Here is a 17,131-nt window from a genome sequence, read left to right as displayed (position 1 = left end):
CATGACCCAGCAACCCCATGTCCATGGCCCAGACTGCAACCACGATCATGACCACCATGATCACGACCATGGCCATGTCCACGGCCCGAACTGCGGCCACGCTCACCAGGAACCGGTGCGCAATGCCCTGAAAGACGTCGGCCGCAACGACCCTTGCCCATGTGGCAACGGCAAGAAATTCAAGAAGTGCCACGGCGCGTGAGGCGGCGGGCGAACATGTTCTTCGCCTGTTAGCCTGCTTTCGCGAGCAAGCCCGCTCCCACATTGGTTTACGGACATGACATAAAAACCTGTAGGAGCGAGCTTGCTCGCGAAGCCCCCGCAAGCTCCGCGGGAAACCAGAATACCCGCGTTATCGTTAACGACCATCGCGAGCAAGTTCGCGCCTACAAAAGGATCTGTGCGCAGCTGACCACCGTCGCATACTCCCCATGCAGATTCCCCAACGACATCCCATGCACGTCCTCGGCTGAACGGGCAGTGCCAAAAAAGTCTGCCTTGTCGAAGGTAAAGCAGGCGTCTTCCGCCACCCAGGTCTCAAACCCCAGATTGCCCGCCGTTCGGGCCGTGGACTCCACCGAGTTGTGCGTCGCCACGCCGACGATGATCAACTGCTCGATGCCCGCCTTGCGCAAGTACGCCTCCAGCCCCGTGGAACAGAACGCATCCGGCACCTGCTTCTGAATCAGATGCTCGCCAGGCTGTGGCTGGAATCGCTCCTGGAACTCCACCCCGGCCTGCTGCGGCCAGAACACCGAATCCTCCGAGCGCGACAAATGCTGAACGTGGATGATCGGCCGCCCGCTGCGCCGCCAATGGCCCAAGAGTTCAAGCATGCGCGCCTCGGCCTGGGGATTGTTCCGGCGACCGAGGCGTGGATGCAGGATGCCTTTTTGTTGATCGATGATGATCAGCGCTGCGTTTGGCGCCAGTTCCATGTCAGCGTTTCTCCACGACCCAAAAGTGCGATCCTCGCAAGTTATCAGACAATTCCTGAAATAACCTCGTCCCCCGCTTGCGCGCCCATCGCCTGCTCACTAACGTAGCGACTTTATTGCGCCACCACCCCCGCAGGAGCTTTGCCATGGCCTCGCCAGCCCTTACACATTTTCTACCCCGGTTCGGCGTTGCCGCAGCAGTGGCGGGGGTTTTGAGCCTGACCGGTTGTCAAACCTTCAATGCCCAGGACACCCTGCCGCCCGTCACAGGCGTGCAGCCACTCAAGGGCCTGGCGCAGAATGTGTCGGTGCGACGCAATGCCATGGGCATGCCGTTGATCGAAAGCAGCAGTTTCCACGACGCGCTGTTCACCCTCGGCTATGTGCACGCCAGTGACCGCATCACGCAGATGGCCACCCTGCGCCTGCTGGCCCAGGGGCGCCTTGCCGAGATGCAGGGTGCGGACGTGCTCGACGCCGACCGCTACATGCGCGCCGTCAACCTCAAGAAAAGCGCCGCCGAGCTGTACAAGGCATCTTCGCCGCGCCTCAAGCGCTTCTTCGAGGTCTATGCCCGCGGGGTCAACGCTTACCTGTTCCGCTACCGCGACAAACTGCCGGCGGACCTCGCCGCCACGGGCTACAAGCCTGAATACTGGCAGCCGGAAGATTCGGCGCTGATGTTCTGCCTGTTGAACTTCAGTCAGTCAGCCAACCTGCCGGAAGAAATTTCCTCGCTGGTGCTCGCCCAGACCGTCAGCACCGACAAACTGCCGTGGCTGACCCCGTCCGCCCCGGATGAAAAACTGCCGCTGGCCGAAAGCGAAAAACTGCAAGGCATCAAGCTCACTGGCCAAGTGCCGGGCCTGGCGGACATCAGCAAAGCCACCAGCCAGTTGTCCGAATTGAATCTGCTGGGCGCCACCTCGTCGAACAACTGGGCCATCGCCCCGCAACGCAGCCGCAGCGGTAAAAGCCTGCTGGCCAGCGACAGCCATGGACCGATGGGCGTGCCGTCGTTGTTCACCGTTGTACAGATCCGCACCACGAAATATCAGGCATCCGGCGTGACCCTTGCCGGTTTGCCGATGGTGTTGGGCGGCTTCAACGGCAAAGTGGCGTGGAGCATGACCAGCGTCATGGGTGACAACCAGGACCTGTTCCTGGAAAAAATCAAACGCCAGGGCAATGGCCTGGCCTACGAAACCAACGGCAAGTGGCAGCCGGCGACCGTGCGCAACGAAACCTATTTCGTCAAAGGCCAGCGGCCGATTCGCGAAGCGGTGTACGAAACCCGGCATGGCCCATTGCTGAACAGCGCCCAAGGCCTGGCCCAGGGCAGCGGTTTCGGCCTGGCCCTGCAGACCCCGAGCTTCACCGATGACAAAACCCTGGACGCGTTCTTCGACCTGTCCCGGGCGCAGAACGTCGAGAGAGCCTCGGACGCCAGCCGCGAGATCCGCGCCATCGCCCTGAACCTGGTGTTCGCCGACGCCAGCAACATCGGCTGGCAGGTCACCGGCCGCTACCCGAACCGCCGCGAAGGCGAAGGCCTGCTGCCCTCGCCGGGCTGGGACGGTCGTTACGACTGGGACGGTTACGCCGACCCGATGCTGCACCCCTACGATCAGGACCCGGCACAAGGCTGGCTCGGCACCGCCAACCAGCGGGTCATTCCCCACGGCTACGGCATGCAGCTGTCCAACTCCTGGTCGGCACCGGAGCGCGGCGAGCGCCTGGCAGAACTGGCCGGCGCGGGCAAACATGACGGCCGCAGTGTGATCGCCATGCAATACGACCAGACCACCACCTTCGCCGCCAAACTGAAGAAAATGTTCCAGGCCCCAGGCATGGCGCAGCCGCTCAAGCAGGCCATCGACGCCTTGCCGGCGGCCGATCGCGACAAGGCACGCGAGGCGTTGACCCGATTGATGGCGTTCGACGGCAAACTCAGCGCGACCTCCGCCGATGCGGCGATCTACGAGCTGTTCCTGCAAGAGAGCAGCAAGCAGATTTTCCTCGACGAACTGGGCCCGGAAAGCAGCCCGGCGTGGAAAGCTTTCATCGCCAACGGCAAGCTGTCCTACGCCGCCCAGGCTGATCACCTGCTGGGCCGCGAAGACAGCCCGTTCTGGGATGACCTGCGTACCCCGGCTAAAGAAGACAAACCGGCGATCCTCGCCCGCAGCCTGGCCGCGGCAATCAGCGCCGGCGACAGTCAATTGGGTGGCAGTCGCAGCGCCTGGCAGTGGGGCAAATTGCACCGCTATGAATGGAAGAACAGCAGTGGCCAGACCGTGCGCGGCCCGCTGCCGGCCGGTGGTGATGGCACCACGCTCAACACCGCCGCGTTCGCCTGGGGCCAGGACTTCAATACGACGCTGGTACCGGCCATGCGCTTTATCGTCGACTTCGCCCAGGCCGAGCCGCTGACGGCCCAGCTAGGCACCGGCCAATCCGGCAACCCCGCCAGCCCTAACTACCTGAACAGCATCGACCCATGGCTCAAGGGGCAATACATGAGCCTGCCGATGCAGACGCAGAACTTTGACAAGGTGTACGGAACGAAGCGCTTGACTCTGACGCCGGGCAAATAACGACCACCGCAAACCCAATGTGGGAGCGGGCTTGCTCGCGAAAGCGCTGTAACAGTCGATGTTGATGGTGACTGTCACACCGCTTTCGCGAGCAAGCCCGCTCCCACACTTGTTTGGCGATCACCTTGCAAATCCCGATAGAACTTCTCTCCCCGCGCCCGCCTCTCAGTTAACAAGTCCCTCCACCTGGATCACACCGTGGACCTTGTCATCGCGCGTCCCGAAGGTTTGTACTGCCCCGCCGGCGATTTCTATATCGACCCGTGGCGCCCGGTCGAGCGGGCGGTCATCACCCACGCCCACGGCGACCATGCGCGCACCGGCAACCAGCACTACCTGGCGGCGGCTCCCGGCGAAGGGATTCTGCGTTCGCGACTCGGCCAGGACATCAACCTGCAAACCCTGGCCTATGGCGAGCGCCTGCTGCACCAAGGCGTCACCTTGAGCTTCCATCCCGCCGGCCATGTCCTCGGTTCGGCCCAGGTGCGGTTGGAATACGGCGGCGAAGTCTGGGTGGCGTCCGGCGACTACAAAATCGAACCCGACGGCACCTGCGCGCCGTTCGAACCGGTGCGCTGCGACACCTTCATCACCGAGTCGACCTTCGGCCTGCCGATCTACCGTTGGCAGCCCCAGGCGCAGGTGTTTGCCGAGATCAATCAGTGGTGGCAGGCCAACGCCGCCGAAGACAAGGCCAGCGTGCTGTTCTGCTACTCCTTCGGCAAGGCCCAGCGGATCCTCCACGGCATCGACGCCAGCCTCGGTCCGATCCTGACCCATGGCGCGGTCGAGCCGCTGAACCGGGTCTATCGCGAAAGCGGCGTCTACATACCACCAACGATCTATGCCGGCGACCTCAAAAAAAGCGACCCGTTGATGCGCAAGGCACTGGTCATCGCCCCGCCCTCGGCCGGTGGCAGCACCTGGATGCGCCGCTTCGGCGACTACAGCGACGCATTTGCCAGTGGCTGGATGCGGCTGCGTGGCACCCGACGGCGGCGCGGTGTGGACCGTGGCTTTGTGCTCTCTGATCATGCGGACTGGCCGGGGCTTTTGTGGGCCATCGAACAGACCGGTGCCGAACGGGTGATGGTCACCCACGGTTCCGTTGCCGTGCTGGTGCGCCACTTGCGGGAAAAAGGTCTGGATGCTCAGGGCTTCACTACCGAATACGGCGACGATGAAGAAGAACCGACGGGCGAAATCGAATTCACCGGGTCGCTGTCATGAAAGCGTTCGCCGAGTTGTACGGCGAGCTCGATGCCACCACCTCGAGCAACGCCAAACTGGCAGCGATGCAACGCTACTTCGCCCAGGCCGCGCCGGAGGATGCCGCCTGGGCGGTGTACTTTTTATCCGGCGGGCGGCCCCGGCAACTGGTGCCGGTGCGGGTACTGCGTGAATTGGCCATGGCGTATTCGGGGCTGTCGGAGTGGTTGTTCGAAGAGAGCTATCAGGCCGTGGGCGATTTGGCGGAGACCATCTCGCTAGTACTGCCCGAAGCCGACCACACCTCCACCGACGGCCTGGCGATGTGGATCGAAGACAAACTGTTGCCCCTGCGTGGCGAATCCCCCGAAGTGCTGGCCGAGCGCTTGCCCGCGCTCTGGTCGCAGCTGGACCGCGCCAGCCTGATGCTGTGCATCAAGTTGATCACTGGCAGCTTCCGCGTCGGGGTTTCGAAATTGCTGGTAACCCGGGCCTTGGCGTCCATGGCTCACCTGGACAGCAAGCGCGTGGCCCAGCGGCTGGTGGGCTACACCGATCTGTCCAACCGCCCCAATGCGGCCAGCTACTTGAAGTTGATCGCGGCCGAATCCTCCGATGAGCACGCCCAGCGCGGCGGGCAGCCCTACCCGTTTTTTCTCGCCCATGCCCTGTCGCAACCGGTGGAGCAATTCGAAGCCTTGCTCGGCCCGGCCAGCAATTGGCAGATCGAGTGGAAGTGGGACGGCATCCGCGCCCAGGTGGTCAAGCGTGACGGGCGACTGTGGATCTGGTCGCGCGGCGAAGAGTTGGTGACCGAGCGTTTTCCGGAACTGGAAGCCCTGATTCATTGTTTGCCCGACGGCACGGTGATCGATGGCGAAATCGTGGTCTGGAAAGCCGATCAGCCCCACACCGAAGATGCTTTCGACCCGCAATCGGCTGCTGCGCCTGCGGTGCAACCCTTCGCCCTGTTGCAGCAGCGGATCGGCCGCAAGACCCTGAGCAAGAAAATCCTCAGCGAGGTGCCGGTGGTGCTGCTCGCCTACGACTTGCTGGAATGGCAGGGCGAGGACTGGCGCAACCAGCCGCAATCCCGACGACGCGCCCAACTGGAGCAACTGATCGCCCAGAGCAATCATCCAGTGCTGCTCGCTTCTCCCTTGCTGATCGGCGAAGACTGGCACGATCTCGCCCGGCAACGGGAAGCGTCGCGCCAGCTCGGGGTCGAGGGCATGATGCTCAAGGCGCGGGATGCGATGTACGGGGTGGGCCGGACCAAGGACGTGGGAGTCTGGTGGAAGTGGAAAGTCGACCCGTTCAGCGTTGACGCGGTGTTGATTTATGCGCAACGGGGCCACGGGCGCCGGGCCAGTCTGTACAGCGACTACACCTTCGCCGTGTGGGACGGTCCGCCCGATGCCAGCGAACGCACGCTGGTGCCCTTCGCCAAGGCTTACTCGGGGCTGACCGATGAAGAAATGCGCAAAGTCGACAATATCGTGCGCAAGACCACGGTGGAAAAGTTCGGCCCGGTGATCAGCGTCAAACCCAGTCTGGTGTTTGAGTTGGGGTTCGAGGGGATCGCCCTGTCCAAGCGGCACAAGAGCGGGATCGCGGTGCGCTTTCCGCGAATGTTGCGCTGGCGGCAGGACAAAACCGTGGAAGAGGCTGATCATCTGGCAACGCTGCAGGACTTACTGGCTTGAACCTGCCCTGTACCTGCCCTGTACCTGGCCTGGCTTCTTTGGCTGGGCTGATTACAGTGGTAAGGAGATTCTCCGCTCGCCTGGGTCCCCTTCCCCCGTCCACACTGTTTTTCGATCCAAAAAAGTGCAGGCTTTGCACGGCGCCCGGTTTCGTGCACTAATCGCATCCGGCAATTTCCTGAACACCTTTTAAACGCTTGTTCGGCACTCTGGTTCGGAAATTGCTACTTTCATTAGGGCTTACGCTTACCAGTAACAATAATTCTGCGCCACAAGCGCTCATATTGGTTCTTAGGGATTGAATAATGAAAAAAGCATTGCTGACCCTTTCTGCACTGGCGTTGTGCGTGGCTGCTGGCTCCGCGCTGGCCAAGGAGTACAAGGAATTGCGTTTCGGGGTTGACCCTTCCTATGCACCGTTCGAGTCCAAAGCGGCCGACGGCAGCCTGGTAGGCTTCGACATCGACTTGGGCAACGCCATCTGCGCCGAACTGAAGGTCAAGTGCAAATGGGTCGAAAGCGATTTCGACGGCATGATTCCCGGCCTCAAGGCCAACAAGTTCGACGGCGTGATCTCTTCGATGACCGTTACCCCGGCCCGCGAAAAAGTGATCGACTTCTCCAGCGAACTGTTCTCGGGCCCAACCGCCTACGTGTCGAAAAAAGGTTCGGGCATCACCGCAGACGTCGCTTCGCTCAAAGGCAAGACTGTCGGCTACGAACAAGGCACCATCCAGGAAGCCTATGCCAAAGCCGTTCTGGACAAGGCTGGCGTGAAAACCCAGGCCTATCAGAACCAGGACCAGGTGTACTCCGACCTGACTTCCGGCCGTCTCGACGCGGGTATCCAGGACATGCTGCAAGCCGAACTGGGCTTTTTGAAGTCGCCACAGGGCGCCGACTATGACGTCAGCAAGCCAGTCGACAACGAACTGCTGCCAGCCAAAACCGCGATCGGCATTAAGAAAGGTAACACCGAGCTGAAAGCACTTTTGGATAAAGGTATCAAAGCGTTACACGATGATGGCACCTACGCCACCATCCAGAAGAAACACTTTGGCGATCTGAATCTGTACAGCGGCAAATAATGCCAGGCGCCCATCTCGCGATGGGCGCTTTTCTCTTCCGATCAGGTTGCTGATTTATGTTTGAAAACCTCCTCCAAAATCTGGGGCTCTCTGCCTTCAGCCTCAAGGGTTTCGGCCCGTTGCTGATGGAAGGCACCTGGATGACCATCAAATTATCGGCGATGTCGCTACTGGTGGCCGTCTTGCTCGGCCTGCTCGGCGCCAGTGCCAAACTGTCTAAAGTCAAACTGGTGCGCCTGCCTGCCCAGTGCTACACCACGCTGATTCGCGGGGTGCCGGACCTGGTGCTGATGCTGCTGATTTTCTACAGCCTGCAAACCTGGCTGACGTCGTTCACCGACTACATGGAATGGGAATACATCGAGATCAACCCGTTCAGCGCCGGTGTGCTGACCCTGGGTTTCATTTACGGCGCGTACTTCACCGAAACCTTCCGCGGCGCGATCCTCGCCGTGCCGCGCGGTCAGGTCGAAGCAGCCACTGCCTATGGATTGAAACGCGGCCAGCGCTTTCGCATCGTGGTGTTCCCACAGATGATGCGCTACGCCCTGCCGGGTATCGGCAACAACTGGATGGTGATGCTCAAGGCCACCGCGCTGGTCTCGATCATCGGCCTGGCCGACCTGGTCAAGGCCGCGCAGGACGCCGGCAAGAGCAGCTATCAACTGTTCTACTTCCTGGTCCTCGCCGCCCTGATCTATCTGGTGATCACCAGTGCTTCCAACTTCATTCTGCGCTGGCTTGAACGCCGCTACGCCGCCGGTACACGGGAGGCCGTGCGATGATCGAACTCTTGCAGGAATACTGGAAAGCCTTCCTCTACACCGACGGCCAGAACATCACTGGCCTGGCCATGACCCTGTGGCTGCTCAGCGCTTCGATCTTCTTCGGTTTCATCGTTTCGATTCCGCTGTCCATCGCCCGGGTGTCGCCCCGTTTCTACGTTCGCTGGCCGGTGCAGTTCTACACCTACCTGTTCCGTGGCACGCCGCTGTATATCCAGCTGCTGATCTGCTACACCGGGATCTACAGCCTGGCCGCCGTGCGCGCGCAGCCGGTGTTGGACAGTTTCTTCCGCGATGCGATGAACTGCACCATCCTGGCGTTCGCCCTGAACACCTGTGCCTACACCACGGAGATTTTCGCCGGGGCGATCCGCAGCATGGCCCACGGTGAAGTCGAAGCGGCCAAGGCCTATGGCCTGACCGGCTGGAAGCTGTATGCCTACGTGATCATGCCGTCGGCACTGCGTCGCTCGTTGCCGTACTACAGCAACGAGGTGATCCTGATGCTGCACTCGACCACCGTGGCGTTCACCGCGACCATCCCCGACATCCTGAAAGTCGCGCGGGACGCCAACTCGGCGACCTTCCTGACCTTCCAGTCGTTCGGCATCGCCGCGCTGATCTACCTGACCGTCACCTTTGCGCTGGTCGGCCTGTTCCGTCTCGCCGAACGTCGATGGCTGGCCTTCCTCGGGCCGTCCCACTGAGACCCTTTTCAATGCGCCACCAGATACATGACTTGCTGGCCCCGCTGCCGGGGACCGCACGACAGATTCACAGCTTCCACTTCGGGCCGACGTCGGCACCAACCGGGACAAGCGCCCGAGGCAAGATCTACATCCAGTCGTCCCTGCACGCCGATGAAATGCCCGGCATGCTGGTGTCCTGGCACCTCAAGCAACGGTTGGCGGAGCTGGAGGCCGCCGGCCGCCTGCGCAGCGAAATCGTGCTGGTGCCGATCGCCAACCCGGTCGGCCTGGAGCAGGTGCTGATGGACATTCCGCTGGGCCGCTACGAGCTCGAAAGCGGGCAGAACTTCAACCGCTGGTTCGTCGATTTGAGCGAAGAGGTCGGCAACGACATCGAAGGGCGATTGGGCGACGATCCGCAGCACAACCTGCAACTGATCCGCAGCAGCCTGCGCAATGCGCTGGCGCGGCAGACCGCGAGCACCCAACTGCAATCACAGCGCCTGACCCTGCAACGCCTGGCCTGTGATGCCGACATGGTGCTGGACCTGCATTGCGATTTCGAAGCGGTTGCGCACCTGTACACCACCCCCGAGGCCTGGCCGCAGGTGGAGCCACTGGCGCGCTACATCGGCTCCGAAGCCAGCCTGCTGGCCACCGATTCCGGCGGCCAGTCGTTCGACGAATGCTTCACCCTGCTGTGGTGGCAATTGAAGGAACGCTTCGGCGAGCACTTCGATATTCCGCTGGGCAGCTTTTCGGTGACCGTCGAACTGCGCGGCCAGGGTGACGTCAACCACCCGTTGGCCAGCCTGGATAGCCAGGCGCTGATCGACTACCTGATTCACTTCGGCGCGATTGCCGGCGAACCGGCGCCACTGCCCGACCTGCCCTACCCGGCCACGCCGCTGGCGGGTGTGGAACCGGTGGCAACGCCGGTCGGCGGCCTGCTGGTGTTCACCGCGCTGCCGGGGGAATACCTGGAAGCCGGGCAACTGATCGCCGAAATCATCGACCCCATTTGTGACCGCGTCACCCCGGTCCATTGCACCGCCAGCGGCCTGATGTACGCCCGCTCGTTGCGGCGCATGGCCACCGCCGGCATGGTGATCGCCCACGTCGCAGGCGCCGAAGCCTATCGCAGCGGCTACCTACTTTCGCCTTGAGGATGCTTGTTCCATGTACAAACTGACCATTGAAGGCCTGCATAAAAGCTATGGCGATCATGAGGTGCTCAAGGGTGTTTCGCTCAAGGCCAACACCGGCGACGTCATCAGCCTGATCGGCGCCAGCGGCTCGGGCAAAAGTACCTTTTTGCGCTGCATCAACTTTCTCGAACAACCCAACGACGGGGCCATGAGCCTGGACGGCCAGGCAATCCGCATGGTCAAGGACCGCCACGGCATGCACGTGGCCGACCCTGACGAACTGCAACGGATCCGCACGCGGCTGGCCATGGTGTTCCAGCACTTCAACCTGTGGAGCCACATGACCGTGCTGGAAAACATCACCATGGCCCCGCGCCGGGTGCTGGGCTGCAGCAAACAGGAAGCCGAAGACCGTGCCCGCCGCTACCTGGACAAGGTCGGCCTGCCGGCGCGGGTGGCCGAGCAGTACCCGGCGTTCCTCTCCGGTGGCCAGCAGCAGCGCGTGGCGATTGCCCGGGCGCTGGCCATGGAGCCGGAGGTGATGCTGTTCGACGAACCGACCTCGGCCCTGGACCCGGAGCTGGTGGGTGAAGTACTGAAGGTGATTCAAGGCCTGGCCGAAGAAGGCCGGACCATGATCATGGTGACCCACGAAATGAGCTTCGCCCGCAAGGTATCGAGCCAGGTGCTGTTCCTGCACCAAGGCCTGGTGGAAGAAGAAGGCGCGCCGGAAGATGTACTGGGCAATCCGAAGAGCGAACGCCTGAAGCAGTTCCTGAGCGGCAACCTCAAGTAATCCCCGCGCAATCCCCTGTGGTAGCGGGGTTGCTCGCGAAGACGAAGTGTCAGCCGACATCAATGGGTCTGATACACCGTTTTTGCGAGCAAGCCCGCTCCCACAAAAGCACTGACGTTAAACTTGTCGCATCCCGGCGTGGTCTCTGAAAGAACACTTTCCAGAGCGCACACCGCCCGCATGGCAACCTCCCCCGACTTCGCAAAACAATGGTTCACCGCTCGCGGCTGGAAGCCGTTCGCCTTTCAAAAAGAGGTGTGGTCAGCGGTCAAGCAGGGTCAGTCCGGACTGCTGCACGCCAGCACCGGTGCCGGTAAAACCTATGCGGTATGGTTCGCCGCGCTCAATCGCTTTGCTCATGTCAAACCCATCCTTGAATCACCTCGCAAACGCAAACCGGTGGCCGAGCCGCTGACCGTGTTGTGGATAACGCCCATGCGCGCGTTGGCTGCCGATACCGCCCGTGCCCTGCAAGCCCCCTTGCTCGATCTGCAACTCCCCTGGAGCGTCGGCCTGCGCACAGGCGACACCAGCAGCAGCGAACGGGCGCGACAGAGCCGGCGCTTGCCCACGACCCTCATCACCACCCCGGAAAGCCTGACCCTGATGCTCGCCAGAGCCGATTCCCGGACTGCCCTCTCTAGCCTGCGCATGGTCGTGGTCGATGAATGGCACGAACTGCTGGGTAACAAGCGCGGCGTGCAACTGCAACTGGCGCTGGCTCGTTTGCGCCACTGGCAGCCCGAGCTGATCGTCTGGGGCGTGTCCGCGACCCTGGGTAATCAATCCCACGCCGAACAGGTGTTGATCCCACAGGGCGGCGGCATCAGCGTTCAAGGCCAAACCAAAAAAGTGCTCAGGGTCGACACCTTGCTGCCGCCGACGATCGAGCGTTTTCCCTGGGCCGGGCATATCGGCCTGAAGATGCTGCCACAGGTGGTCAGCGAACTCGAATCCAGCGCCAGCAGCCTGGTGTTCACCAACACCCGCGCGCAATCGGAGATCTGGTATCAGGCCCTGCTCGAGGCCCGGCCGGACTGGGCCGGGTTGATCGCACTGCATCACAGTTCCTTGTCCCGGGACACCCGCGACTGGGTCGAGCGCGCCCTCAAGGACGGACAACTCAAAGCGGTGGTCTGCACATCCAGCCTCGATCTGGGCGTGGACTTCCTGCCGGTGGAGCGGGTGTTGCAAATCGGTTCCGCCAAGGGCGTGGCGCGGCTGATGCAACGTGCCGGGCGCTCCGGTCATGCACCAGGGCGCGAGTCGCGGGTCACGCTGGTGCCGACCCACAGCGTGGAACTGGTCGAGGCCGCCGCCGCGCAGGATGCCGTGGCGGCCCGTCGCATTGAACCGCGCCTGTCGCCGATCAAGCCGCTGGATGTGCTGGTGCAGCATCTGGTCAGCATCGCCCTGGGCGGCGGGTTCATACCCGATGAGTTGTACGAAGAAGTGCGCACAGCCTGGGCCTATCGCGACCTGAACCTGGCCGACTGGGCCTGGGCGCTGGCCTTCGTACGTCATGGCGGGCTTTCCCTGACAGCCTACCCGGATTACCGCCGCGTCGAGCCCGACGAACAGGGTGTGTGGCGAGTGCCGGATGCGCGACTGGCCCGCAGGCACCGCATGAGCATCGGCACCATCGTCAGCGATGCCAGCATCCAGTTGAAGTTCTGGAGCAAGGGCGGTGGGGGCAAACAGCTGGGCAGTGTAGAAGAAGGTTTTATTGCACGGCTCAAGCCCGGGGACGGCTTTCTGTTCGCCGGTCGCCTGTTGGAGTTGGTGCGGGTGGAGAACATGACCGCTTACGTCAAACGCAGCACAGTGAAAAAAGCCGCAGTGCCGCGCTGGAACGGTGGGCGCATGCCCCTTTCCAACGAACTGGCGCAGGCGGTGGTGGCGCGTTTCAGTGCGGCGGCGCAGGGCCAGTATGTCGGCCCGGAAATGCAGGCGGTGCGACCGTTACTGCAGGTGCAGCAAAAATGGTCCGGTTTACCGACCGAGGACAGTTTGCTGGCCGAGGCACTGAAGTCCCGCGAGGGCTGGCACCTGTTTCTGTTTCCTTTCGCCGGGCGCCAGGTGCATCTGGGCCTGGCCAGTTTGCTGGCGTGGCGTGTCAGCCAGCGTCAACCGCTGACCTTCTCGATTGCAGTCAACGATTACGGACTGGAATTGCTCAGCGCCACGCCGGTCGATTGGGCGCTGCAACTGGACGCAGCGCTGCTCAGTCCTAATGATTTGCTGACGGATGTGCTGGCCAGCCTGAACGCTGGAGAACTGGCGTTGCGCCGCTTTCGGGAGATCGCGCGGATTGCCGGACTGGTCTTCGCCGGCTATCCCGGCGCACCGAAGAGCACGCGTCAGGTCCAGGCGTCCAGCGGGCTGTTCTTCGAAGTGTTCAAGCAATATGACGCAGGCAACCTGCTGCTGGCCCAGGCCGGGGAAGAAGTGCTGCGCGAAGAACTGGATATTCGGCGCCTGGAACAGACGCTGACGCGAATCCGGCAACTGAAACTGGATCTGCATCACATCAAACGTCCCACACCCCTGGGCTTTCCGCTGCTGGTGGAGCGTATGCGCGAAAGCATGAGTTCGGAAAAACTTGCCGACCGCATCAGGCGCATGGTCAGTGATCTGGAGAAAACCGCCGAATCCGGGAAAGCCTGATGAGTACGTCCTACCCGATCAGCCTTGGTGGAGAAGAGCTCTGGTTGTTGCCGGAAAAAGCGATCTACTGGCCGGCGCACCAGGCGTTGTTGGTGGCCGACGTGCATTTTGGCAAGGCAGCGGCCTATCGGAGCCTGGGGCAACCTGTGCCTCAGGGCACCACGACGCAGAACATTGCCGTGCTCGATACTCTGTTGACTGCCCTGCCCTGCCGGCAATTGATTTTTCTCGGTGACTTTCTCCACGGCCCCGGCTCCCACGCAACGGCGACACTCGAGGCGTTGGCTCAGTGGCGAACGCGGCATGGTGACCTGCCCATGACGCTGATCCGCGGCAATCACGATAAACGTGCTGGCGACCCGCCTGCCTCGTTGAACATTGCCGTGGTGCCTGAGCCGATGTTGCTGGGGCCTTTCGCCTTGCAGCATGAACCGACGCCGTATCCCGGCAGACACGTACTGGCCGGCCATGTGCATCCCGTGTATCGGCTGCACGGTCGCGGCCGGCAGAGTTTGCGGCTGGCGTGTTTCAGGATTGGCGAGGCGGTGAGCCTGCTGCCAGCGTTCGGGGCCTTTACCGGGGGCTATCACGTGGAGCGGGACGACCATTGCCGGATTTTCGTCATCGGCGATAACGAAATCTGGCCCGTGACCCTGTAGGAGCGAGCTTGCTCGCGATGGACGTCAACGATGACGCGGGGCATCTAGTACCCCGCAGTGTTCTCGAGTTCATCGCGAGCAAGCTCGCTCCTACAGAAAACAGAACGCGGTTCGGTGTTTTATCAGGCCACGGGCGCGGGTGGCGGCTCGTCCGGCAGGGTCGGCTCGCCGGGCTCGGTGGGTTGTTCGTTGGGGGTATCGGGATCAGGCTGGCCGGGGATGCCACCTGCCATGCTGATCGGCGGGTGTGCCAACAAGGACCAGGCCAGGACGCCAACCTGATTGGGCTCCAGCCTTGCCAGTTCGGCACTGATTCGCGGGTCGATCTTCATAAAGCACTCCTGAGCGATGGCCCGATCCGCCTTGCGCGGATCGGAGCAGTACACTCCATAGAGTGTACGCTCGCTCAAGAATTCCCCTGGCTCGTCGGACGGCTGACTCAGGTGCGCGGAAGGGTCACGCCGCGCTGGCCCTGATACTTGCCGCCACGGTCCTTATAGGACACTTCGCACTCTTCGTCGGACTCCAGGAACAGCATCTGCGCCACGCCTTCGTTGGCGTAGATTTTTGCCGGCAGGTTGGTGGTGTTGGAGAACTCCAGGGTCACGTGGCCTTCCCACTCGGGTTCCAGCGGCGTCACGTTGACGATGATGCCGCAGCGCGCATAGGTGCTCTTGCCCAGGCAGATGGTCAGGACGTTGCGCGGAATGCGGAAGTACTCAACGGTGCTCGCCAGCGCGAAGGAGTTCGGCGGGATGATGCACACGTCGCTGTGGATATCGACAAAGCTGCCGGCATCGAAGTTTTTCGGGTCGACGATCGCCGAATTGATGTTGGTGAACACCTTGAAATGATTGGTGCAGCGCACGTCGTAGCCGTAGCTGGACACACCGTAGGAGATCACACGGCTGTCGTCGCTGCCACGCACCTGGCGCTCTACGAAGGGCTCGATCATGCCGTGCTCTTGCGCCATGCGGCGAATCCACTTGTCCGATTTGATGCTCATGGCGGTGTCCTGAAATAGCGAGGTGGAAAAAATCTGTCCGGCATCTTACCGGGCGCGCCGCCGGGTTCAAAGCACCGGGCACAATTCTCGACGATCGCTCGAAATTAACGGACCATCGAAACAATAAGGCGCACCGTCGATCATGAAAACCGATAAACCTTCGCAAGAAGCATTGGCACGTTCCGGAAAAAGGGTTAAGGTGGCGCCACTGTGCTGCTTGTGTCACTGAGAATCTCTACACGATATGTTGAATTTCGATCCAACCATCTACAAGAATTTTTCCTGCTCTTTGCACTCAGTCTCGGCCAGGGTTCTTCCTGAGTCGCAGTTATCTTTGTTCAAGGAGTTACACCATGTCTAATCGCCAAACCGGTACCGTTAAGTGGTTCAACGATGAAAAAGGCTTCGGCTTCATCACTCCACAATCCGGTGACGACCTGTTCGTTCACTTCAAAGCTATCCAATCCGACGGCTTCAAAAGCCTGAAAGAAGGCCAACAGGTTTCTTTCATCGCTACCCGCGGTCAGAAAGGCATGCAAGCTGAAGAAGTTCAAGTTATCTAACTTGTACTTGCTTTAGCAAAAGGCCCCGCCCTCAAAAGCGGGGCTTTTTTGTGCCTGTGTGTTTTCCGCAGGCAAAAAAAAGATCGCGGCCCGAGGCGACTCCCATGTTCCATGCAGGAGCTGCCCCAGGGTGCGATCTTTTGCTGTTACCAGGTCACGCCAAACCCGGCGGTGTAACGGGTCTTGTCCAGGTCCGCCTCTTTGGAACCGTCGATGATGTCGCGCTCAGCCTTGAGATTGAGCGACGCCCATTCCGTCACCTTGTAGCGCAGGCCCATCTCCGCATCCAGCGCATACTCGGCCACGCCGGACAGCGGCTTGCCCACTTCGCCATTGGTGAAGAACTCCACCTTCTTGCCGATCAGATAGCGGTTGTAGTCCCACTTCATGGCCACGGAATAGAAATTTTCCTTGCTGCCATCGGCGTATTCATAGTCGGTGCGGTTGACCAGCGACCCTAGGGAGAACGCACCCAGTTCGTCGTCCCAGAACTGATAACCGGGACCTGTACCGACGGTACGTTGCCGGGCCAGGTCTTCAACCTTGTCGCGTTTGTAGACCAGCCGACCTTGCCAGAACCACTTGTCGGTCAGGAATCGGTCCAGGGAGTACTCAGCCCGCCAGTTGTCGGTGGTGGTCACGTCATCCTGGTATTCGCGGTTGTACTCGCCTTCGGCGATATGCCGCCAACGACCGTGACGCGCCGTGGTCTTGAAATCGATGTCGTAGTCGTCGGTATCCTTTTCGGCGCGCTGGTAGTCCAGCGCCGCATCGATGTTGCCCTTCCATACCAGGTCTTCAACCACCGGCTTTGGCTTGAGGATCTGCTGGACGCTGGCCAGTTCGACGGTCTTGGGCGCCTCGCCATTGGCCAGGGTGACCTTGCCGTCTTCGGCGGCGTGCAGGGATTTGGCTTTTTCGCCGGTGTAGGCGTCCTGCTTGACCAGCAGTTCCTGGTCGCTCTCCAGGGTTTTAACCTGCTTCCAGTCGATCGGAACGGCGCCGGCGTATTCGGTCTGGACCAACAATTTACCGCCGTCGAACAGGATGATCTTGCCGCTCAGTTTGTCACCGTTCTTCAACCAGACGGTGTCGGCAAGCAACGGAGAGGAGACACTGATGACAGCGAGGCACAGCAGAGTTCTGGGCAACATAGGCGAAACAGACTCAAGTTTGCGAAAAAAAGTCGGCATCATCCGCTGGGATAAGGCCCTAGCAAGGACTGACCCGACTATTTGTATTGAGTTCATTTCTCAATTGATAACCCACCCTTTACTCTA

Annotated in this window: 16 protein-coding genes; 12 read left to right on the top strand and 4 right to left on the bottom strand. The window is 61.3% G+C overall.

The features are described 5' to 3' along the window. Position 1 precedes the first annotated feature (1 nt). Positions 2-202, top strand: a complete 201-nt coding sequence (locus B0W55_RS02075) for an SEC-C metal-binding domain-containing protein (RefSeq protein ID WP_034146774.1) — start codon at positions 2-4, stop codon at positions 200-202. 184 nt (positions 203-386) lie between these two features. On the opposite strand, the gene B0W55_RS02065 is transcribed toward B0W55_RS02075, so the two are convergent. Next, positions 387-938 (bottom strand): cysteine hydrolase family protein, encoded by a 552-nt coding sequence (locus B0W55_RS02065; protein ID WP_077044373.1) that lies wholly within the window; start codon positions 936-938, stop codon positions 387-389. Between the two features lie 146 nt (positions 939-1,084). Here B0W55_RS02065 and B0W55_RS02060 point away from each other — a divergent pair, with 146 nt between their 5' ends. The 10 genes from B0W55_RS02060 (at position 1,085) to pdeM (ending at position 14,282) form a co-directional block, all read left to right on the top strand. After that, a complete protein-coding gene (locus B0W55_RS02060; RefSeq protein WP_077044372.1) occupies positions 1,085-3,535 on the top strand; it encodes a penicillin acylase family protein in 2,451 nt (816 codons plus the stop codon). A gap of 198 nt (positions 3,536-3,733) precedes the next feature. Further along, positions 3,734-4,765 (top strand): ligase-associated DNA damage response exonuclease, encoded by a 1,032-nt coding sequence (locus B0W55_RS02055; protein WP_077044371.1) that lies wholly within the window; start codon positions 3,734-3,736, stop codon positions 4,763-4,765. Next, the gene (locus B0W55_RS02050) at positions 4,762-6,450 is read left to right on the top strand and encodes an ATP-dependent DNA ligase (protein ID WP_077044370.1); all 1,689 of its coding nucleotides are present in this window, start codon (positions 4,762-4,764) and stop codon (positions 6,448-6,450) included. Before B0W55_RS02055 ends, B0W55_RS02050 begins: the two co-directional genes overlap by 4 nt. Positions 6,451-6,755: 305 nt before the next feature. After that, positions 6,756-7,538: a transporter substrate-binding domain-containing protein gene (locus B0W55_RS02045; RefSeq protein ID WP_077044369.1), complete on the top strand. Its 783-nt coding sequence runs from the start codon at positions 6,756-6,758 to the stop codon at positions 7,536-7,538. Positions 7,539-7,594: 56 nt separating this feature from the next. Then, positions 7,595-8,323, top strand: a complete 729-nt coding sequence (locus B0W55_RS02040) for an ABC transporter permease (protein WP_077044368.1) — start codon at positions 7,595-7,597, stop codon at positions 8,321-8,323. Then, positions 8,320-9,030, top strand: coding sequence for an ABC transporter permease (locus tag B0W55_RS02035; RefSeq protein ID WP_077044367.1), 711 nt, complete (start codon positions 8,320-8,322; stop codon positions 9,028-9,030). The genes B0W55_RS02040 and B0W55_RS02035 overlap by 4 nt, the downstream gene beginning before the upstream one ends. An 11-nt stretch (positions 9,031-9,041) precedes the next feature. Beyond that, complete coding sequence (locus B0W55_RS02030) at positions 9,042-10,178, top strand: succinylglutamate desuccinylase/aspartoacylase family protein (protein ID WP_077044366.1); 1,137 nt, start codon at positions 9,042-9,044, stop codon at positions 10,176-10,178. A 13-nt stretch (positions 10,179-10,191) separates the two neighbouring features. Beyond that, on the top strand, positions 10,192-10,956 hold the full coding sequence (locus tag B0W55_RS02025; RefSeq protein ID WP_077044365.1) for an ABC transporter ATP-binding protein: 765 nt from the start codon (positions 10,192-10,194) through the stop codon (positions 10,954-10,956). A 180-nt stretch (positions 10,957-11,136) separates the two neighbouring features. Further along, on the top strand, positions 11,137-13,623 hold the full coding sequence (locus B0W55_RS02020) for a ligase-associated DNA damage response DEXH box helicase (protein WP_077044364.1): 2,487 nt from the start codon (positions 11,137-11,139) through the stop codon (positions 13,621-13,623). Then, positions 13,623-14,282, top strand: coding sequence for a ligase-associated DNA damage response endonuclease PdeM (pdeM, locus tag B0W55_RS02015; protein ID WP_077044363.1), 660 nt, complete (start codon positions 13,623-13,625; stop codon positions 14,280-14,282). The genes B0W55_RS02020 and pdeM overlap by 1 nt, the downstream gene beginning before the upstream one ends. Positions 14,283-14,404: 122 nt before the next feature. Here the strand turns inward: pdeM and B0W55_RS02010 are convergent, their stop codons facing one another. Continuing rightward, positions 14,405-14,614, bottom strand: coding sequence for a hypothetical protein (locus B0W55_RS02010; protein WP_017336784.1), 210 nt, complete (start codon positions 14,612-14,614; stop codon positions 14,405-14,407). Positions 14,615-14,721: 107 nt separating this feature from the next. Beyond that, a complete protein-coding gene (gene dcd, locus B0W55_RS02005; RefSeq protein WP_007904652.1) occupies positions 14,722-15,288 on the bottom strand; it encodes a dCTP deaminase in 567 nt (188 codons plus the stop codon). Between the two features lie 353 nt (positions 15,289-15,641). Here dcd and B0W55_RS02000 point away from each other — a divergent pair, with 353 nt between their 5' ends. Then, positions 15,642-15,851, top strand: coding sequence for a cold-shock protein (locus tag B0W55_RS02000; protein WP_002554837.1), 210 nt, complete (start codon positions 15,642-15,644; stop codon positions 15,849-15,851). Between the two features lie 146 nt (positions 15,852-15,997). Here B0W55_RS02000 and B0W55_RS01995 read toward each other — a convergent pair whose 3' ends face one another. After that, positions 15,998-17,005, bottom strand: a complete 1,008-nt coding sequence (locus B0W55_RS01995) for a DUF481 domain-containing protein (protein ID WP_077044362.1) — start codon at positions 17,003-17,005, stop codon at positions 15,998-16,000. Positions 17,006-17,131: the final 126 nt, after the last annotated feature.

Origin of the sequence: Pseudomonas sp. KK4 (assembly GCF_001984065.1) — a bacterium.
In the GTDB taxonomy this organism is placed as follows: Bacteria; Pseudomonadota; Gammaproteobacteria; order Pseudomonadales; family Pseudomonadaceae; genus Aquipseudomonas.
The sequence above is the reverse complement of the archived record's forward strand: the minus strand, read 5'-3'. Positions and strand labels throughout refer to the sequence as shown.